The 19,822-nt window shown below is 71.0% G+C and carries 16 protein-coding genes and 2 pseudogenes; 12 read left to right on the top strand and 6 right to left on the bottom strand.

Annotated elements, in window-relative coordinates:
• Positions 1-234: 234 nt before the first annotated feature.
• Positions 235-1,383: an FUSC family protein gene (locus AB0J33_RS12970; protein ID WP_363612909.1), complete on the bottom strand. Its 1,149-nt coding sequence runs from the start codon at positions 1,381-1,383 to the stop codon at positions 235-237.
• 96 nt (positions 1,384-1,479) lie between these two features.
• Here AB0J33_RS12970 and AB0J33_RS12965 point away from each other — a divergent pair.
• Positions 1,480-1,852, top strand: a pseudogene (locus AB0J33_RS12965) (sigma factor); the annotation flags it as partial.
• A 221-nt stretch (positions 1,853-2,073) separates the two neighbouring features.
• Entirely contained in the window at positions 2,074-4,305 is a 2,232-nt protein-coding gene (locus AB0J33_RS12960; RefSeq protein ID WP_363612907.1) for a hypothetical protein, read from the top strand.
• A gap of 9 nt (positions 4,306-4,314) precedes the next feature.
• Here AB0J33_RS12960 and AB0J33_RS12955 read toward each other — a convergent pair whose 3' ends face one another.
• Positions 4,315-5,070, bottom strand: coding sequence for an SDR family oxidoreductase (locus AB0J33_RS12955; RefSeq protein WP_363612905.1), 756 nt, complete (start codon positions 5,068-5,070; stop codon positions 4,315-4,317).
• A gap of 129 nt (positions 5,071-5,199) precedes the next feature.
• On the opposite strand from AB0J33_RS12955, the gene AB0J33_RS12950 reads away from it, so the two are divergent.
• On the top strand, positions 5,200-5,871 hold the full coding sequence (locus tag AB0J33_RS12950) for a class I SAM-dependent methyltransferase (protein ID WP_363612903.1): 672 nt from the start codon (positions 5,200-5,202) through the stop codon (positions 5,869-5,871).
• 31 nt (positions 5,872-5,902) lie between these two features.
• On the opposite strand, the gene AB0J33_RS12945 is transcribed toward AB0J33_RS12950, so the two are convergent.
• On the bottom strand, positions 5,903-6,433 hold the full coding sequence (locus AB0J33_RS12945) for an adenylate kinase (protein WP_363612901.1): 531 nt from the start codon (positions 6,431-6,433) through the stop codon (positions 5,903-5,905).
• Between the two features lie 34 nt (positions 6,434-6,467).
• Between AB0J33_RS12945 and AB0J33_RS12940 the strand changes: the two are divergent.
• Positions 6,468-6,767: pseudogene (locus AB0J33_RS12940) on the top strand (peptide chain release factor-like protein); the annotation flags it as partial.
• 8 nt (positions 6,768-6,775) lie between these two features.
• On the opposite strand, the gene AB0J33_RS12935 reads toward AB0J33_RS12940, so the two are convergent.
• On the bottom strand, positions 6,776-7,681 hold the full coding sequence (locus tag AB0J33_RS12935; protein ID WP_363612899.1) for an alpha/beta hydrolase: 906 nt from the start codon (positions 7,679-7,681) through the stop codon (positions 6,776-6,778).
• Positions 7,682-7,927: 246 nt separating this feature from the next.
• On the opposite strand from AB0J33_RS12935, the gene AB0J33_RS12930 reads away from it, so the two are divergent.
• From AB0J33_RS12930 to AB0J33_RS12905, 6 genes are all read left to right on the top strand, one after another.
• A complete protein-coding gene (locus AB0J33_RS12930) occupies positions 7,928-8,758 on the top strand; it encodes a PIG-L family deacetylase (RefSeq protein WP_363612897.1) in 831 nt (276 codons plus the stop codon).
• A 391-nt stretch (positions 8,759-9,149) separates the two neighbouring features.
• On the top strand, positions 9,150-10,343 hold the full coding sequence (locus AB0J33_RS12925; RefSeq protein ID WP_363612895.1) for an endo-1,4-beta-xylanase: 1,194 nt from the start codon (positions 9,150-9,152) through the stop codon (positions 10,341-10,343).
• Between the two features lie 201 nt (positions 10,344-10,544).
• Positions 10,545-10,886: a metalloregulator ArsR/SmtB family transcription factor gene (locus AB0J33_RS12920; RefSeq protein WP_363612893.1), complete on the top strand. Its 342-nt coding sequence runs from the start codon at positions 10,545-10,547 to the stop codon at positions 10,884-10,886.
• A gap of 122 nt (positions 10,887-11,008) precedes the next feature.
• Complete coding sequence (locus tag AB0J33_RS12915; protein ID WP_363612891.1) at positions 11,009-11,773, top strand: hypothetical protein; 765 nt, start codon at positions 11,009-11,011, stop codon at positions 11,771-11,773.
• A gap of 117 nt (positions 11,774-11,890) precedes the next feature.
• A complete protein-coding gene (locus tag AB0J33_RS12910; RefSeq protein ID WP_363612889.1) occupies positions 11,891-14,494 on the top strand; it encodes a hypothetical protein in 2,604 nt (867 codons plus the stop codon).
• Positions 14,495-14,533: 39 nt separating this feature from the next.
• The gene (locus tag AB0J33_RS12905) at positions 14,534-15,022 is read left to right on the top strand and encodes a nitroreductase/quinone reductase family protein (RefSeq protein WP_363612887.1); all 489 of its coding nucleotides are present in this window, start codon (positions 14,534-14,536) and stop codon (positions 15,020-15,022) included.
• Here AB0J33_RS12905 and AB0J33_RS12900 read toward each other — a convergent pair whose 3' ends face one another.
• Together AB0J33_RS12900 and AB0J33_RS12895 are read right to left on the bottom strand one after the other, a co-directional pair.
• Positions 15,023-16,993 (bottom strand): ABC transporter ATP-binding protein, encoded by a 1,971-nt coding sequence (locus AB0J33_RS12900; protein ID WP_363612885.1) that lies wholly within the window; start codon positions 16,991-16,993, stop codon positions 15,023-15,025.
• 157 nt (positions 16,994-17,150) lie between these two features.
• The gene (locus tag AB0J33_RS12895; protein WP_363612883.1) at positions 17,151-17,642 is read right to left on the bottom strand and encodes a MarR family transcriptional regulator; all 492 of its coding nucleotides are present in this window, start codon (positions 17,640-17,642) and stop codon (positions 17,151-17,153) included.
• A gap of 108 nt (positions 17,643-17,750) precedes the next feature.
• On the opposite strand from AB0J33_RS12895, the gene AB0J33_RS12890 reads away from it, so the two are divergent.
• On the top strand, positions 17,751-18,800 hold the full coding sequence (locus AB0J33_RS12890) for an LLM class flavin-dependent oxidoreductase (protein ID WP_363612881.1): 1,050 nt from the start codon (positions 17,751-17,753) through the stop codon (positions 18,798-18,800).
• Entirely contained in the window at positions 18,793-19,821 is a 1,029-nt protein-coding gene (locus AB0J33_RS12885; protein ID WP_363612879.1) for an LLM class flavin-dependent oxidoreductase, read from the top strand. Before AB0J33_RS12890 ends, AB0J33_RS12885 begins: the two co-directional genes overlap by 8 nt.
• Position 19,822 lies beyond the last annotated feature (1 nt).

The raw sequence follows: 19,822 nt of genomic DNA, 5'->3' as shown, positions 1-19,822 counted from the left end.
CCATCGGGGCCGTGTTATCGATAACATTCAACGTCTTGGGCGGGCCGGCGCCGCCCGGTGAGCCCGGCTGTCGACGGGTGCCGAGAGCGCACGATCCACTCGGGTGTCCTGGCGTCCTGGACTCCCGCGCCGCCACGACCGGCCGAGACCACGAAACCCGGGTCGATCATGCCGATGGCCCGGCCACCCGGGGTCGACGCCCACGAGGCGACCCCCGTTGCGGTCAGCCGTCGCTCACAGGTCGCCGAAAACCCTCCGGACCTGGCGATTCGCCTCCTCCTGACGCAATCCGGTGGCCAGCAGGAGGTCACTGACAGTCGTCCGGACCTGTGCCACCACGACCGCACCGGAGAAACCGACACCGTCCCGGTAGGCGTGCCCGGCCATCCGGACCGCCCGCAGCGCCTGCTCCCGCGCCCGAGTCGGCTCCGCGCCGGCGGCGAACTGCCGCTTGAGCAGGCGGACGGCCTCCGCGAGATCGGCGACCGCCGTCGGGAGCGACTCCGGCACCGGTTCGTCGTCCTCGATCAGCGTCACCGACCGCCGGATCAGGGTGCCGCTGTTGCGCATCGCCCGGTCGATCGGCTCCGCCGCCTGTGCGTAGCGGCCCACCGGGCCGTGCCGCTGGCGCCAGTACACCGGTGAGAGGGTGCTGGCCTCCCGGGCGCCCTGGGTCGCCTCGACGAACCCCTTCAACCGGCCCGCGCTCTGCCGCAGCTCATCCCGGGCGGTACGGGCCCGAGCCGCGTCCCGCTCGGTCAGCGCCCCGGCGGTGGCGTCGAGCTGGGCGATCAGGAGATCGAACGCCGGCCGGGCGGCCCGGTTGAGCACCCGCAGCGGGTTGAGCGGCAACAGCACGGCGGTGACCAACAGCGCCACCCCTCCCCCGATCAACGCGTCCACGAACCGGGGGATCTCCAGATCACGGACGGTCGGACTGAGCGTGGCGATGAGCACCGCCGTCGCGCCGGCCTGGACCACCACCGCCGCGCTGCCGGCGAGAAGCAGCGCCACGACGATCGCCAGCACGACGATCAGGGCGAGCTGCCACCAGCCGGTGCCGATCACCAGGAGCAGCGCGTCGCCGATCAGCACCCCGACGGTGACCCCGATGATCAGCTCGATGGTGCGTCGCAACCGTTGACCGACGGACGCGGCGAGGGTCGACACGGCGGAGATCGGCGCGAAGACCGGCTGCGACACCTGCAACAGCGAGTGCGCCACGAACCAGGAGAGCCCCGCGGCCAGGCCGGCTTGCAGGGCGAGGCCGCCGATGGCCCGTACCCGACGGATCCGCTCGCGCCATCCGGCCACCATGCGGTCCCAGAGCCGGGCAACGGTCGAAGGGCCCGCGTCCGCTCCGCGCCGACCGGCAGCGACCATGGCGGCACCTACCCCGCCACGACCGGATCAATCCTCCCCATCGCCGCCGGGTCGACACGACCCCGGGTCGGCTGACGACCAGACGCCGGCCGTGCCGTGCCGGCGGTAGGCTCCGCCAGCGTGACGATCGCTCGGCTGATCGATGAACACCGTGACGAGCTGACGGCCCACTGCTACCGGATGCTCGGCTCGTTCCACGACGCCGAGGACACCGTGCAGGAGACCTTCACGCGAGCCTGGCAGAGCCGCCACCGGTACGAGGATCGCGGCGTCGAACGTGCCTGGCTCTACCGGATCGCCACCAACCGGTGCCTCACCATGATCGAACGCCGGGGTCGCCGGCGGGAACTGCCGACCAACCTGACACCGGGGGCGCGACGTGCTCGGCTACCCGGCCGCCGAGGTCGCCGATCTGCTGGGCACGTCCGCGACGGCGGTCAACAGCGTTCCCCTTCGACCCGCACACCGGGCGGGCGAGGCACGATCTGACACCCGTCAGGGCGCGCTGAATCTGCGGCACGCAGGGTGGGCCCTGCCCCGGGCGGTGGGGCCGGCGGTGGGGCCCATGCCGCCGCGATTGAGCGCGCCCGGTTCGGGTAGACCGCGCTCTGCTGCCATCGGGTTGGCGGGCTGGGTCGCGGGACGATGGCGGTGGAACGCCTCGGGGGGACGTCGGATGGATCAGCGCGGTTGAGCGGGCCGGACAACTCCGGTGACGTCGTGGAGCTACGGGTGCACGGAGTCTCCGGCGCGAGCGCCGCGCAGGTGCTGGACCTGCAACAGACCGGGCAGGTGGCCGGTGACCGCAACGGCGGGTTCTACCGGGCGCGCTCGCGGTGCTCGGACACCACCGACGTGCCCGGGGTGACGGTGGAGGCGTACCGCTGGGGTGATCTGCCCTCCGGGACCGTGGCCCGGACCCTGGCGGTGGCCTTTCTGCTCCCCTTCATGCTGGTCAACGTCGCGATCTGGATGCGTCCGGCGAATCCTGGCTCCGCGGCCACGGTCAAGTCCCTGTGCCGGCTGCTGGCACTGACGCTCACCGTGCTGTACGTGCTCGCCATCGCCGGCGTCGCGCTGGATCTGATCGGCTGGAAGTGCCTGGCCTCGCCGGACTGCCTGACCGGCCGCAGTTGGTTGTCCTGGCTGGGTGGACGACCCGTCGGGCTACGGCTGGCGGTGCTCGCGCTGGTCCCGGCCGCGGCGATCGGCCTGGTCTGGTGGGTCAGCTGCCGCCCGGGGCGAACGTTCGAGGCGTTCCGCGCGCCCGAACAGGGCACCTCCGGATCGGGGCTCGGCACCATCGGTCGGTGGGACGCCGAGCCGCTGGTGGGCCGGCTGCGCTCCATCCACGTCGCCGCGGCCTTCGCGACGCTGGACCTCGCCCTGCTCCTGGCCCGAGCCGCGAGTGGCGCCTCGGCGGCCACGACCGTGCTGACGGCGGTCACGGTGGCGGTCCTGACCTGCTGCGGAGGGCTGCTCTGCACGCCGCCGCTGATCGACCGGGCCGTCGGCGACAAGCGGCTCGACGGGGTCACCCGCGCCCTCCGGAGCGTTGCCATCATCCTGACCGTCGGCGTGGTGGCGCACGTGCTGACCAGCCCGCAGCCCTGGCAGGAGAGGCACGGGCTCCCCGGCTACGAGGCGACCCTGGCTGGCCTGTTCGTCGCCCAGACGGCACTGTTGGCCGCCCTGGGCCTGGTGCTGTTCGGGCACCGGCGTGGGGTGCACGGTGGCACCCCGCTGTTCGGACTGGGCGCGCTCGTCGTCGCGGCCACCGGGGTCAGCACGGCGGTGGCGTACTCCGCCGAGATTGTCTACCGGGTGGCGGACTTCCTGGACCGCGACGTGCCGACCGGGGAGGGCATCGCCTCCGGTCCGCCGCGCGCCTACACCTGGGCGATCTACGGCCTCTTCCGCGCCCTGCTGGTCACGGCGATCGTGGCCGGTGTCGTCGTCCTGATCACCCGGCCAGGTCGGCGCCGGGCCGCGGCGGTGATCGTCGCGCGCGACTTTCCGAACCCGCCCGCCGAGGCACGGCCCCGACTGCGGCAGGTCCGCGACGCGATAGCCCGGGCGCGTTTCACCGAGAGGCTGGTGCCGCTGGCCGTGCTCTACGGCTGTCTCACCGGACTCGCCACGGCCACCACCACCATCGGCCTGCTGGGGCAGTTCCCGGGCGACGTCATCGAGCGGAACGTGGGGCTGCCGGCGGACGTGTTCACCTTCGGCATCGCGTTCGGTAGCTGGGTGATCGCGGCGGCCATCATCGTCCTGATCATCAGCGGCATCTTCGCGTACCGGACGGAGTCGTACCGCCGGCACATCGGTGTGCTGTGGGACCTCGGCACCTTCTGGCCCCGGGCCGCCCACCCGTTCGCGCCGCCCTGCTACTCCGAGCGGGCGGTGCCGGAACTGGCCCGCCGGATCACCCACCTCGTCGAACGCGGCAACGGGGTGCTGCTCACCGGGCACAGCCACGGCTCGGTCCTGCTCGCCGCCACGGTGCTCCAGTTGCCGCCGCGGGTCTGCGACCGGGTCGCCCTGCTCACCCACGGATCACCGCTGCGCCGCCTCTACGCGCGGCTCTTCCCCGCGTACGTCGACGACGAGGCACTGCACGAGCTCGGCCGGCGGGTCGGCTGGCGCTGGGTGAACCTGTGGCGCGACACCGACCCCATCGGTGGCGGGATCTTCTCTCCGCACCCGTCACCCGCGCCGGCCACCACCGGCGACCCGGCCGCCACCGTCGATCGCCGACAGCGTGATCCCCGCGACGTGGTGACGGCCCCCGGGGACAGCGTCGCCCCACCCATCCAGGGGCACTGGCCGGGCGAGTCCGACGAGCCGTTCACCGACGCGGTGCGGGAGCTGGTGCGGCGCCTCGGTGGACGCGCCGGCCCACCCGGGACGCCGGGGTAGCGGGCCGGCTCAGTGCCCCCGGCTCGCCCGCGCGCGCCACTCGTCCAGGCCGGTGCCGGCGATGCGAGCGCCGTCGGCCGGAACGAGCGAGCGTTCGCCCAGCTTGGCGCCGAAGTACCGGGCGTCGGGGTCGGCCACCACCGTACGGCGGTCCTGCTGGTGGGCGAGGACGGATCGGCCGAGTTCGTCGAGGCGGAACTGCTCCGGGCCGGCGACCTCGACCACGGAGTTCGTCGGCGCGCCGACCGCGACCTCGGCCACCGCGGCCGCGACGTCGTCCGCGGCCATCGGCTGGATGAGCACGGGCGCGAGGTGCACGGTGTCGCCGTCCGTGGCGGCGTCGATGATGCCCTGTAGGAACTCGAAGAACTGGGTGGCGTGCACCACCGAGTACGGCATCCCGGAGGCGACGACGAGCTTCTCCTGCGCGACCTTCGCGCGCAGGTACCCGCTGTCCGGGGCCCGGTCGCATCCGACGATGGAGAGCACCACGTAGTGGTTCACCCCGGCGTCCGACGCGGCGGCGAGGAGTGTCCGGGTGGACGTCTCGAAGAACTCCAGCACGGCGGCGTCCTCGAACGACGGCGAGTTCGACACGTCGACGACGACCTCGGCGCCGGTGAGTACATCGGCCACGCCCTCGCCGGTCAGGGTGTTCACTCCGGTCTTCGGCGAGGCCGGCACCGCCTCGTGACCCTGGGCGCCGAGGCGGTCCACCAGCTTGGAACCGATGAGCCCGCTGCCCCCGATGACGACGATCTTCATAGTCGTACCACGTCCTGTCTGCGGTGGGTTGAATCGTGCTGTCAACCAGTAGGACGGAAAGCGTGCGCGGATGCAGGACAATCGCCCGAGAACAGTTCTACGGAGATCACGCCAGCTGTGGAGGTCGACGTGGCCACGGTGTCCCACCCCGTGTTCGCCCGGGTGTACGAGCGACTCAGCGTCGCCATGGACCGCGCCGGCACGGCGGCGTTCCGACGGGATCTGGTCGCCGGCCTCTCCGGCCGGGTGATCGAGATCGGTGCGGGCAACGGGCGGATGTTCTCCCACTATCCGCCGGCGGTGACCCACGTCCTCGCGGTCGAACCGGAGCGGCGGCTCCGGGCCGCCGCCGAGCGCGCCGCGTCGGACGCGCCGGTTCCGGTCACTGTCGTCGACGGTCTGGCCGAGGCGCTACCCGCCGGGGACGGCGAGTTCGACGCGGCGGTGGTCGCGTTGGTGTTGTGCACCGTGCCCGACCAGGCGTGCGCGTTGGCCGAGGTCAGCCGGGTGCTACGCCCCGGAGGCCAGGTACGGTTCTTCGAGCACGTGGCCGCCGAGGAGGCCACCGGCCTGCACCGCGCCCAACGAGTCCTCGACGCCACCCTGTGGCCGAGGCTGTTCGCCGGCTGCCACACCAGCCGGGACACCGTCGCCGCCGTCGGAGCGGCCGGTTTCCAGGTGGCAGAGCTGCGCCGGTTCCGTTTCCCGGCCACCAGCAACAGCCCGTCGTCCCCCTGCGTCCTGGGCCGCGCGGTCAGGCCGGCCGCCCAGCCCGAGACACCGGGCCGGGCCAGCCGGTGAGCCCCGGTTCGCACAGGCTGTCCGCGCGGCCTCACCTGCGGGGCAGCCCGGTCAGCCAGACATCCAGCTCCGCCGGGGATCGCAGCAACACCACGGGCGGCCCGGACGGGTCCGCCTGCCAGGCCCGCATCCGCCGTCGAGCCCGGCCGAACGCGGTCACGTGCCACACCAGGATCGAGTCCCGGGACAACACGCTGCTCAGCGACTCGCGGTTGCCGTTGCAGATCACCTCGCCGGTAGCCACCCGGCGGACGGTGCGGCGGAGCAACCGCCCGAACGAACACCACCGCGGATAGTCCAGGCCGACGACCAGGTCGGCGCGGGCCATCGGGACGTCCCGCCAGCCGTGGTACGCCCCGTCGACGATCCAGCGGTCCCGTCGACAGACCTCCTCGATCCGGCTGCGCTGCTGGGTGACCGGCACCTCGACCCAGCCCGGCTGCCAGAGCAGGTCGTCCACCGGATACCAGGGCAGCCCGAGATGGTCGGCCAGCCGCGCGGCGAGGGTGGACTTGCCGGAGCCGTACACCCCGTAGACCAGGATGCGGCGCGGTGCGCTCATCGCGGCAGCGTACGTCGGGCAGCAAAGCGGCAGCGCGGACGTCGACATCGTCGGCTGTCGTACCGGCGGTCCAGGTGGTCAGCACCGGAACAAGGCCAGCACCGCAGTACGCGCGACGCACCGTCCCTCGGGCTTGGGAGTCGTGGTGGACGAGGAGCGGCAGTTCGGTCTCAACCGCCGGATCGCCCTGGACCTGCTGCGTCAACGGGTGGAGGAGGGCAACGAAGCGGCCCGGCGAGCCGTCACCACCGCCCGGTGGCGCATCCACGACGGGCTGGTTCGCGGCGATCCGGTGCGGGTGGAACGTCCGGCGCCCCGGCGACCGGGCGGCTAGCTAGCGACTCAGACCTCCAGCACCGCCTCCGCGAAGGCCTGCGGCGCCTCCTGCGGCAGGTTGTGCCCGACACCGCCGCCGACGGTCCGGTGCTCGTACTGGCCGGCGAACTGCTTGCCGTAGACGGTGGGCTCCAGGTGCGGCGCGCCGTTGGCGTCCCCCTCCAGGGAGATGCTGGGCACCGTGATCTTCGGCTTCCCGGCCAGCCGTTGCTCGATTTCGTCGTACTGCGGCTCACCGTCGGCGAGGGCCAGCCGCCAGCGGTAGTTGTGGATGACGATGTCGACGTGGTCGGGGTTGTCGAACGCCGCCGCGCTGCGGTCGAACGTCGCGTCGTCGAACGTCCACTTCGGGGAGGCGGTGTGCCAGATCAGCTTGGCGAAGTCGCGCCGGTTCTTGTCGTACCCCTGCCGGCCTCGCTCGGTGGCGAAGTAGTACTGGTACCACCACGCGAATTCCGCCTTCGGCGGCAGCGGCACCGTGCCCGACTGCTGACCGTCGATCAGGTAGCCGCTCACCGAGACCAGTCCTCGGCAGCGTTCGGGCCACAGCGCGGCGACCACGTCGGCGGTCCGCGCGCCCCAGTCGAACCCGGCGAGCTTCGCGGTGTCGATCTTCAGTGCGTCCATCAGGGCGATGAGGTCGAGCGCCATGGCAGCCGGTTCGCCGTTGCGCATGGTGTCTTCGGAGCGGAACCGGGTGGTGCCGTAGCCGCGCAGGTAGGGGACGACGACGCGGTGACCGGCGGCGGTGAGCAGTGGCACGACATCGACGAAACTGTGGATGTCGTACGGCCACCCGTGCAGGAGGATCACCGCGTCCCCGTCGGGCGGCCCGGCGTCCACGTATCCGACGTTCAGCAGCCCGGCTTCGACCTGCCGCACGTCGGTGAACCCGGCAGCGGCCATCGCCATCGACTTCTCCCTGCGTCCATACCCGCGCGGTTGTGCTGACCACGGCTGAATCTAGTGACCCGACGTCGGCCTGATCGCCGTTCGATCAAGAACGGCTCGACGCATGCCGAGCTGGGTAGGATGCCCGTCCTGCGAGCTGAGGGGCGGCGGCGGATGGCCGGTGGCGAGCAGACCGTTGGTGATGAGGATCGCCACCTTCCCGGTGGAGGCCGTGGGGCGGTAGCCGGATGACCGTAGGGTGTTGGCATGGCTGAGCGACCTCTGACCCTGATGGCGGTGCACGCCCACCCTGACGACGAGGCGACGAGCACCGGCGGCGTCCTTGCCCGCTATGCCGCGGAGGGGGTCACCACCGTGCTCGTGACCTGCACCGACGGGCGCTGCGGGGATGGTCCCGGTGGGGTCAAGCCGGGCGAGGAGGGGCACGATCCCGCCGCCGTCGTGGCGATGCGCCAGGCCGAGTTGGAGGCCAGCTGCGCGACGCTGAACGTCACTCACCTGGAGACTCTCGGCTACGCCGACTCCGGGATGATGGGCTGGCCCACAAACGATCTACCCGGCGCGTTCTGGACGACGCCGGTGGCGGAGGCGGCGGGCCGGCTCGCGGAGCTGATCCGGCAGTACCAGCCAGACGTGATCGTCACCTACGACGAGAACGGTTTCTACGGCCACCCGGACCACATCCAGGCCCACCGGATCACCATGGCCGCCGTCGAGCAGACGGACGTACCGGCGAAGGTCTACTGGACGACGGTGCCACGCACGGCGTTCGCCGAGTTCGGTCGGATCATGAAGGAACTCGGCGTCGAGTGGGCCGAGCCGGATGCGGCGGCCGGGCCGGGGCCGCAGCTCGGCCTGCCCGATGACGAGATCACCACCTGGGTCGACACGAGCAAGTACGGCGCACAGAAGTTCGGCGCGCTGGCCACGCACGCCAGCCAGACCGAGAACATCTTCTTCCTGCAACTGGGCCAGGAACGGTTCACCGAGCTGATGGGCGTGGAGACCTTCCTGCGGGTCCGGGACCGGACCGGCGCGCCGACCCCCGAGGACGACCTCTTCGCCGGCCTGCGCTGATCGGCCCGAAGCAGGTCCCGTAGCCGCACCGGGCGTCGTCGGTCACCGCGTCGACGCCCGCTGCCGCGTGTCCGGCCGCGACGCCACCGGGCTGGCGCGTCCCGCCCCGGTGACCCGCGCCTACGCCTACGCCTACGCCACCGGCCACCGGCCACCGGCCACCGGCCACCGAAAGTTTCGGCCGCAGGTCGCCGAGGGCTGCGCAGCTCATCTGACCAATTTCCGGAAGTTTTCAGCGTTGACGCTTAGACATCGACCGGCCTAACGTTTCGAGCGGGTTTCCGGTTTTCCGCCGGAACTACCGCGTCACCCGGCCCACGTCCGTCAGCAGCACCGGATCCTGACCTTCTAGATCGACATCTATCTATTGATCGTTCGGAGAGGAAGGCACATGACGTTACGACAGTGGTCGACAGTCGGCCTGGTCGCCGTCGCGACCGTCGCCGCGCTGAATTCGGTGCCGGCCACCGCGAGCCGGCCGTACGACCCCACGGCGCAGAGCCTCGCCACCCTCGGCATGCGCCACGGCCTGCACGTCGGCACCGCGGTGAGCATGGATGCCCTCAACGACGCCGCCGATCCGCAGTACCGCAAGCTGGCCTCCTCCGAGTTCTCCTCGGTCACCGCCGAGAACGTGATGAAGTGGGAGAGCCTCGAGCCCACCCGCGGCACCTACAACTGGGCGCCGGCCGACCAGTTCGTCGACTTCGCCAAGCGCAACCGGCAGAGCGTGCGCGGCCACGTGCTGGTGTGGCACAACCAGCTGCCCGCCTGGCTGACCAGTGGCGTCGCCGACGGCTCCATCAGCAAGCAGGAGTTGCGCGACCTGCTGCGCAAGCACATCACCACCGTGGTCAACCGCTACAAGGGCAAGATCTGGCAGTGGGACGTGGTCAACGAGGCGGTCAGCGACCCGTGGGACACCCCGTCGACCCTGCACTACAAGGGCTTCTGGGCGGAGAACCTCGGTCCCGGCTACGTCGCCGACGCGTTCCGCTGGGCGCGGGCCGCCGACCCCAAGGCCCTGCTGTTCTACAACGACTACAACATCGAGGCGTTCGGCTCCGGCAACCCGGCGGACGACAAGACCCAGTTCGTCTACGACATGACCAAGGGCCTACGCGCCCAGGGTGTCCCGATCGACGGCGTCGGCTCGCAGGGCCACCTGGGCACCCAGTACGGCAACTTCGACACCCTCCAGGTGACCGCCGCGCTGAAGAAGTTCAGCGGGCTCGGCGTCGCGACCGCGTTCACCGAGGTCGACGTCCGCAGCCAGATGACGGAGGCCGTCCAGGCGGGCAACTCGGAGGAGATCAACCCCCGGCTACAGGCGTCGGCCGCCAACTTCAGCGTGCTGATGAAGGCGTGCCTCGCCGTGCGGAGCTGCCTGTCGTACACGGTCTGGGGTTTCAGTGACAAGCATTCGTGGGTGCCGGGCTGGTTCGACGACCCGCCGGAGGGCCTGGCCACCATCTACGACGAGAACTACCAGCCCAAGCGGGCGTACCAGGAGCTGAAGTCCGACCTGATCTTCGCTGGGCCGCCATACGTCCTCCCCCGCATCGCACCCAAGCCCCGCCGCTGACCCGCACGACGCCATAGGGCCGTGTGGAGCTTCGCGGAAGCTCCACACGGCCCGAGCACCGGTACGGACGTCGACGTTTCCACTCACGTTCGGTCGTTCCGGTCAGCCATCCGGACGCCATCGGAGGACTGGTGCCGGTTCTGCCGGTTTATTGATGGTGTTGGTGTCACTATGGCAGGCGTGGGAACTGCGAAAACTGCCATGCCTGCGATCTCGCCGCTGACCGGCGATCCCATCAAGCGGGCCGATGCCGAGCGGCTAGCGGGGGTGCTGAAGGCCTTCGCCGACCCAGCGCGACTGCGACTGCTCAGCCTGATCCAGTCCGCGCCGGAAGGTGAGGCGTCGGTGAGTGACCTCACCTCGGCGCTCAATCTCTCCCAGCCGACCGTGAGTCATCACCTTCGGATCCTCACCGAGGCCGGCCTGCTCGAACGCGACAAGCGCGGGGTGTGGGCGTACTACCGCCTGGTGCCCGCCGCGATCGGGCAGATCGCCGACCTGTTGACGCCGCCCCGGAAACGGGCGACGAAGCGGGCCCGCTGACCGGCGGGAGCTGACGCGACCGCGCCGACCTCACTCGCCGTCGACGGCGAGGCCGCCGGCGCGCGTGGCCGTTTCGGTCCACTCGACGCAGGGAACTGCCCTGAGAGAGACGAGGGGTGACCATGCGCCGAAACACCGCACCGCCAGCAGCCCGTACCCGACACGTGTTCGCGCTGATCCCGCTGCTGGGCGCCGTCGCACTGGCCGCCGCCTGCACCACCGGCGAGGATCCGCCCGCCTCTGCCCCGGCGACCGCCGCACCGACGACCGGAGCGTCGTCAGCGACCCCGACGGACCCACCATCGCCGAGCGCGAGCACCCCGGTGACCATCCCGACCTCGGCTTTCGTGGAGCTGCCCGCCGAGCTGCGGAAGTCGCCCCGACGGAGCACGCCCGTGCAGGACGCCCTGCCGAAGCTCTGTGCCAACGAGTTCGGCACCGGCGGCCGGCAGGTCACCGCGAGCGCCGCGATGACCGTCACCTACCAGAAGGCCGGCGAGCCGTCCAGCAATGTGCCGCAGGGGATGATCCACCAGACCATCTTCACCTTCGACGGCGACGGCGCCCCCGGTTACCTGACCCGTCTGCGCGCCGCCGTGCAGGCGTGCCCGTCGTACGACCGGTCGGGAGACCCCGTCACCGTCAAGAGCCAGGCGCTGCCCGGGGTCGGCGACGAGGCGCTGCTGCTGACCCGGACGTGGCCCGAGACGAGCCTGAACGGAGAACGCACCGGCGGCACCGCGTCCAGCCAGATCGCCGTGGCCCGCGTCGACACCGCCGTGACGGTCTTCGACGACCAGGGGTGGGAGGGCACCAGCGGCAACCCGGCGATCCTGGACCGGGTGGTCCGTGACGGCGTACGCGCCCTCGACGCCTGGCAACGATAGGTCAGTCGAACGGTCCGCTCCTGGGTCGGATCATGGACAACGGGATGCGTTCCGCGATCGCACCCGGAGACTGGGTTCACGATCCACAGTGGTGCGACGACCTGGATGTGGCAGCTGATGAAGGTTTCTCCCCCCGGCAGCGGCACCCGCCGCGACGGCCCGCCGCATGCCGGCGAGCTGTTCACCGACCGGGAGACCGAGTCCCAGGCGTTCAAGTCGACGCTGACCCGCTTCCGCCAACTGCTCGACGGCGACGACGAGGTCGGAGTCGCCCGCCACAACGTGCTGACCTTCTACGGCCTGGGTGGCATCGGCAAGACCGCTCTCTCCGAACGGTTGGAGGCCTGGGTCCGTCACGACCTCCCGCTGGTCAACGGCTGGGGGCCGGCCCCGGCCACCCACGTCGACGCGACGGCCCGCATCGACCTGCACGGCTCGGTCGGTCGGATGGACCTTCCGGCCGCACTGCTCGCGTTGCGGGCCGGCGTGGCCGGCATCCGTCGCCGTTGGCCGGTCTTCGACCTGGCGTTCGCGGCCTACTGGTCGGCCCTACGCCCCGGCGAGTCGCTGCCCCGCTTCCGGGGACGCGACGAGCTGGAGAACTCCGTGGCGGAGACGGTGGGCGAGGTGCTCAAGGATCTCGGCTCGCTGGCGGACCTCGCCGCTGGCACGGCCGCCTCGCTCGGGGTGCGTGGTGTCCGGAAGGTGGTCGGCGAACTGCGGCGTCGGCGAGACCTGCGACTCGCCGTTGACGCGTTCCCGGGTTTCGAGGATTTCCTGCTCCGTTGCGCCGACGAACCCAGCCCCACCGAGCCTCGACCGGCCCTGGCCTGCGAGCTCGCCGCGGCGCTGTCCTGGGAGCTGGCCCAGATCGCTCCGTCGCCCCTGGTGGCGGTGTTCGTCGACACGACCGAGCGGCTCGCCCTGGACCCGCGACGGGTCTCGGAGGGGCACCTCAACCGCCTGATCCACGGCATGCCGAACGTGATGTTCGTACTGACCGGGCGCGACCTGCTGGACTGGTACGACGAGAGCCGCGTCGGCCTCCCGTACCGCGGCCCGTGGACCTGGCCGGGGCTCGTGCCGGGCGCTCCGGACAATCCCCGGCAGCATCTCGTGGGCAACCTCTCCCCATCGGACACCCGGGCGCTGATCCTGCGCGGACGTACCCAGCTCGACCTGCCGATGAGTGATGACGTCGTCGAGCACCTGGTCCGATCGTCGGCCGGGCTGCCGCAGTACCTGGAACTGGCCCGGCAGGTCGCCATCTCGATCAAGGATGCCGGGGTTGGCCGCCAGGTGGAGGCCCCGGACGTCACGGGCTCCCTCGGTTCGCTGGTGATGCGCATCCTCGACGACGTTCCGACCGACGAGCAACGGGCCATCCGGGCCGCGTGCCTGTTCCGGGTCTTCGACACCGCCCTGATGGCCGCCGCGGCGGAGGTCGACCACGGGTGCGCCGAGCGGGCCGTTCGGCGCCCGATGATCGACCACCACCCCGGCGACCGCTTCCCGTACCGGATCCACGACGCCGTCCGGGAGGCGATCCGCCGAACCGACCACCAGATCGCCGGCGGCTGGTCCGAGCGCGACTGGGAGCTGGCCGCCGGCCGGGCCGCCGCGGCAGTCCGGCGTCTGCACGACGTCGCCAAGGAGCGGGAGGAGAACCGCGAGGTCCTGGACCTGATCGGGGTGGCCGTCGTGCTGGTGTGCGAGCAGACCACGACGCTTGAGCCGGCTCCGAGCGAGAACTACGCGGACTGGCTGTCACGCGCCATCGTGTTCAGCCCCTCGGTGCAGGGCCTACGGTCCCGGGTGCCCGCTTCGAGCCGCACCGAGTACGGCCGCCTGGTCCTGAACTTCATCGCGGCCAAGTCCATCGAGACCCCGATCGACGAGCGGCTGAGCCTGCTCCGCGAAATCTTCGACTCCGATCATCCCCTCCGGGCTCCGGCGGGCCGGCACCTCGGCTACACGCTGCGGCTGCGCCAGCGCTGGGACGAGGCGCTCGCCGTCTTCGACGAGCTGGTCGCCCGTAAACCCACGGCGCTGCACCGGGGGCAGCGTCCACAGGTCCTGAGTCTGGCCCGGCGTTTCCTGGATGCCGACCAGGCGGCGCAGGGGCTCCCCGTGCACAACTACATCACGAGGGTGGCGCAGTACGCGCACGGTCGACCGGAGCGCTACTTCGCCGAGATCGCCGACAAGTTGGCGAAGCTGCGCGGCGCCGGCCGCCAGCGGGAGTATCTGGAAGACGTCGGCACGCTGCTGATGCGGCGGGCGTTCTTCCGCGGCGACGTGGGCGTCGACGAGTTGCTCGACTTCGTCGATCAGGCCGACCTCTCCGGCCACCTGGTGGCGACCCGCTCCGCGCTGCTGACCACGGTCCTGCTGGGGCGTTCGGACCCGACCGAGATCGCATTGGCCATCGACCGACTACGGACCCTGGACGAGGCGTCGATGGACGACATCGGCTACCGCTACGCGCTCGCCGAATGCTGCGACGCGTTGCGCGTGGGTGCTCGCGACCGGCTGGAGCGCCTACGGGACGAGCTCAGCCTGCTGCCGTCGCGGAGCCGCTCGATGATCCCGGTCGAGTGCTACCTGGAGTCGGTCGACCTACCACTGCCCGCCCAGCCAACCCAGTGGCTCGAACCCGCCGAGGACGTGACCCGGCGCTGGGCCGACCACTTCGCGTCGTACGCCGCACGTATCGGGTGATGCCAGCCCGGCAACATTCGTCGTCAGGGGAGGTTCGTCATGTCGGACGGTCAGGTAACGAAGGCGCCGTGGCTTCCGCCGCGGTGGTTCATCCGGCTGGCCTGGTCGGTGCACCGGGGCCTGTACCGGGTCACCGGGAGCCGGGTCGGCCTGTGGCGACCACGCGAGAACCGCTGGGGCACGCTGCGGCTGACGACAATCGGGCGTCGGACCGGTCAGCAGCGCAGCGTCATCGTCGCGTACTTCGAGGATGGCCCGAACCTGGTGACGGTGGCGATGAACGGGTGGGGCGAGGGCGCACCCGCCTGGTGGCTCAACCTGCAGGCCCGCCCGGACGCGGCTGTCGACCTGGCCGACGGACGGCGGCTGGTCCGCGCTCGCGCCGCCACCGGCGACGAACGGTCGCGACTGTGGCCCCGCTGGCGCGCGTCCGACAAGAACTTCGAGGCCCACGCCTCGCGGCGGCTGTCCGAGACCACGGTGGTGGTGCTGGAGCCCAGATCGGATGACGACTCCCCTGCCACCTGATCAACGGGAGGTCGGCGCGGGGCGGTGGCCCTCCTTCAGGTTCGCGTCGTAGCCGGCGGCCTGGAGGGCGAACAGTTCGGCGTACCGGCCACCGGCGGCGACGAGGTCGGCGTGCGTGCCGGCCTCGACCAGTCGGCCGTGGTGCAGCACGAAGATCCGGTCGGCGTGCCGGACGTTCGCGAGCCGGTGCGTGATGAGGATCGTGGTGGCCCGGCCCCGCCGGTCGCGAATGGTCTGGAACAGAGCGTCCTCGGCGCGGGGGTCGAGCGCGGAGGACGGCTCGTCCATGATCAGCAGCTCGGCGTCGCGCAGGAACCCGCGGGCCGCCGTGATGCGCTGCCACTGCCCGCCGGAGATGTCCTGGCCTCGCGCGAAGGTCCGGTCGAGCAGCGTCTCGTACCCGTGGGGCAGCTCGTTGATCATGTCGTGGGCGACCGCGCGGCCGGCCGCGGCCTCGATGCGGTCCTGCCGGGGCTCGCTGTCGACGTCGCCGATGGCGATGTTCGTGGCCGCGGTGAACGGCCATTTGTGGTACTCCTGCGTCACCACCGCGATCCGGGCCCGCAGCCCGTGCACGTCCCAGTGCGACAACGGTCGACCGTTCCACTCGATGCCGCCCTCGGTGGGGGCGCGGAGGCCGGCGATCATCGCGGCGAGGGTCGTCTTGCCCGAGCCGTTCTCCCCGACGAACGCGACCGTCTGCCCGGCGGTGATCGTCAACGTGACGCCGTCGACGGCCGGGGTGTCCCGATCGGGGTAGCGCAGACTGACCTCGTCGACGGCCAACTCCCGCAGCCGTTCGGGTTCGGCCGCCGCCGGGGGTCCGGTGTCGTCGGGGAGGTAGGCACGGGCCCGGGTCATGAAGCCGGTGTAGTCACCGAAGTGCTGCCCCTCGGTGTAGACGTGGTCGACCTGGAAGGTGGCGATGGCCAGGGAGCGTTGCGCGGACTGCACCGCGATGACGCAGGTCGCCGCGGCGGCGAGCGGGATCTGCCCGTCGAGGAGCAGTAACCCGAGCAGGGCGTACACGGTGCCGGTGGCGATGCCCCCGATGATCGCCCCGACCGTGGTGGTCGTGGTGACCCTCCTGGCCAGGGCGAGCTGGATGTCGGTCTCGACCTGCATCACCCGGTCGTACTGGTCGAGCAGGAACCGGCGCAGCCCGTACGAGCGCAACTCCGGGGCGGAGGCGCGCTCGGCCATCAGCTTGTGCAGCAGCCACAGTCGACGCCGGCGCACCGATCCGGCGGTGTACGTCTGGTAGCGCAGATGCCCGGCCCGCAACGACGCCCACGCGTTGGGGACCGTGGCGACCAGCAGCGCCAGCAGGAGCAGCGGGTGGATGATGATGACGGCGGCCGCCACGGCGAGCAGTCCGGCCAGCCCGGCGAGCAGGTTCATCGACGCCTGCACCAGCCCGATCGTCGACTCGGTGCCTCGGGAGGCGCGTTCCATGTCATCGGCGAACGCGTCGGCGTCGAACGCCTCCAACCGGACCGCGGTCGACACCTCGAACAGGCCCCGCTCCACCTCGCGGCTGACCCGAGGCGTCAACCCGTTCTGCGCGTACCCGGTGGCGATGCCCATCCCCGCGCGGAGCGCGACCGTCGCCGCCAGCACGGCCAGGGCGGGCAGCGCGGCCCGCACCTTGTCCGCGGTCGGCCCACCGGCGAACAGCTCCACCAGCACCCGCTGGGTGGCCAACAGGCCGAAGGCCGCCATCACCCCCGCGCCGACCGTCGCCACGGCCACCACGCCGGTGCGGAGTCGGTCCGCGCGCCAGCTGATCCCCAGCGCTGTCCAGACGAGCCTGGGTAGCTCCGCGAACACGGCGAAGACACCGGCTTCCGCCCGTGCCCGCACCCCCGTCTCCCACCACATCTCCCGCAGTTCGGGCAGCACCGACTCCGTGCGCCCGGGTTCAGACCTGCCCGGGGTGACGCGGGCCTCTGCGGTGGCGGTCTCGCTCATGGACGTACCTCCCGGGCGGCGCGGCCGTGGCCATCCCTGGCCGGGCTGGCGGGGTGACGGCTTTCTGGAGGATTGGACCACCCGGACGTAGCTGTCGGCAATCGTCCGCACACTCATGGTTATGGATGCGACAGTGCCGGGGAGTCGTCCCGCCGTGTCACTCCGCGCGCAGCACGTCGAGGTGCGCTCTCAGCGCCGTGGCGATCTCGCCCGCCGCGACGATCTGGTCCGGGGTGAGCGCGTCGACGAAGAGTTCACGAATGGCGCGCAGGTGCGGAAAGGTGGCTCTTCCGAACGCCTCGGCTCCGGCCGTCGTGAGCAGCACCTCGGCCCCGCGGGGAACCGTCGCGCACTCCTGGCGGCGGATGAGGCCGCGGCGCTCCATCCGCCCCAGATGGTGGGAGAGCCGACTCCGCTCCCAGCCGATGTGCGACGCCAGCTCGGACGACCGCATCGCCTGGCCCTGCGCCTCGCTGAGGGCGAGGAGCACGGCGTAGTCCCCGGTCGAGAGCGAGGAGTCGGTCTGTAGGCGGGACTCGAGCCGGGAGCCGAGCGCGGACGTCGTCTCGATGAAGTCGCGCCAGATCCGTAGCTCGTCCGCGGTCGGGAGTTGACGCCCTCCCCGCCGGACGGGTGTGGCCTCCGTCATCTCACACTCCTGGGAATTGACGTGTCAATCGCCAAGTTAGCATTATTGACACGTCAACCGGTAGCCCGCCCTCGTGGGTCACCGGCGGATTGCACCGAGGAGGAGACCATGGCAGCCGCAGACTTCGAGCTCGGGCTCAACTCGTTCGGGGAGGTGGCCACCGACGGCGACCGGGTCCTGAGCGACGCCGAGACCGTACGGCTACTGGTGGACGAGGCGCGGCTCGCCGAGTCGGTCGGACTCGACGTGTTCAGCGTCGGTGAGCACTACCGCGCGGGCCACAACGACTCGGCGACACCCGTGCTGCTCGCGGCGGCCGCGACCGCGACCACGCGGATTCGCCTCGGCACCTCCGTCACCGTGCTCAGCACCAACGATCCGGTCCGGCTCTACCACGAGTTCTCCACCCTCGACGCCGTCTCCAACGGCCGCGCCCAACTGGTCCTGGGACGCGCATCGGCGACCGAGTCGTTTCCGCTGTTCGGGTACGACCTGGCCGACTACGAGCGGCTGTTCGAGGAGAAACTGGACCTCTTCCTACGGCTTCAACACGACGAAACGGTCACCTGGTCCGGCACCGTACGAAGCCCACTGACCGAGCAGCGCCTGCACCCACGGATGCAGCCGGGCGGAATCCCGACCTGGATCGGTGTCGGAGGAAGCCCGAACTCGGTCATCCGGGCCGCCCGACACGGCCTGCCACTCATGCTCGCGATAATCGGCGGTCGACCCCAGCGCTTCGCCGGCCACGTCGACCTCTACACCAGGGCGCTCGAACAATTCGGGCATACCCCGCAGCCAATCGGGCAGCACTCCCTCGGCCTTGTCGCAGACACCGATGAGGAGGCGGTGGAGACGTGGTGGCGGTACTGGCAGCCGGTGGCGGCGGCGCTTGCCGCGGAACGCGGCTTCTACAAACCGGACCGGGCACGCTACGAGGCCGAAATCGACCACGGGGCGCTCTTCGTCGGGTCACCCGAGACCGTGGCGCAGAAGATCGCCACAGTCGCCCGCGACCTGCGGCTGAACCGCTTCGACCTGAAGTACGACATCATGCACCTGCCCCGCGAGGCACGCGCGCGCACCATCGAACTGCTGGGTAGTGCGGTCGCGCCGCGAGTCCGGGAGCTGCTGGCGAAGGAGCCCACCCATGTCTGATCTCATGTTCGGCCTGGACACGTTCGGCGACGTACCGCAGGACGACGCCGGCAAGCTCGTCTCCCATGCGGCGGCGATCCGACAGGTCGTTGACGAGGCGGTGCTCGCCGACCAACTCGGCGTCGACGTCATCGCCCTGGGCGAGCACCACCGGCCGGAGTACTCCGTGTCGACGCCGGAGACGGTGCTGGCCGGCATCGCCACCCGCACCTCCCGGATCCGACTGGCCTCCGGCGTGACCGTGCTGAGTTCGGACGACCCGGTCCGGGTGTTCCAGCGCTTCGCCACGGTAGACGCGTTGTCAAACGGCCGGGCCGAGGTCATCCTCGGTCGCGGCTCGTTCACCGAGTCGTTCCCGCTCTTCGGCTACGACCTGCGCGACTACGACAAGTTGTTCGAGGAGAAGATCGACCTGTTCGTGAAGTTGCTCGACGAGCGGCCGGTCACCTGGAGCGGCACCCTGCGTGCACCGCTGGAGCAGGCCGATGTCTTTCCGAAGACCGAATCGGGTCACCTGAGCACCTGGGTCGGCGTCGGTGGCTCTCCGCAGTCGGTCGTCCGCACCGCCCAGTACGGTCTTCCGCTCATGCTCGCCATCATCGGCGGCGCCCCCGAGCGCTTCGCACCGTACATCGACCTCTACCGCCGGGCCGCCGACCAACTCGGTACGACCGCGCACCCGGTCGGGATGCACTCACCCGGCTTCATCGCCGACACCGACGAGGAGGCCAAGGAGGTGTACTGGCCGCACTACCGGATCATGCGCGACCGGATCGGCAAGCTGCGGGGCTGGCCGCCGATCCGCCGTCAGGAGTTCGACTCCGAGGTGGAGCACGGCTCCCTCTACATCGGATCACCGGAGACGGTGGCCCGTCGGATGGCCCGGGCGATCCGCAGCCTCGGCGTCGGCCGGTTCGACCTCATCTACTCGGCCGGAGCGCAACCGGCGAGCGCCCGGATGCGCGCCGTGGAACTGTACGGCTCGAAGGTGATCCCCATGGTCCGCGAACTGCTGGCCTGAT

Origin of the sequence: Micromonospora sp. NPDC049645, assembly GCF_040675155.1 — a bacterium.
GTDB lineage: Bacteria > Actinomycetota > Actinomycetes > Mycobacteriales > Micromonosporaceae > Micromonospora.
This window is presented reverse-complemented; position numbering and strand designations above follow the sequence as displayed.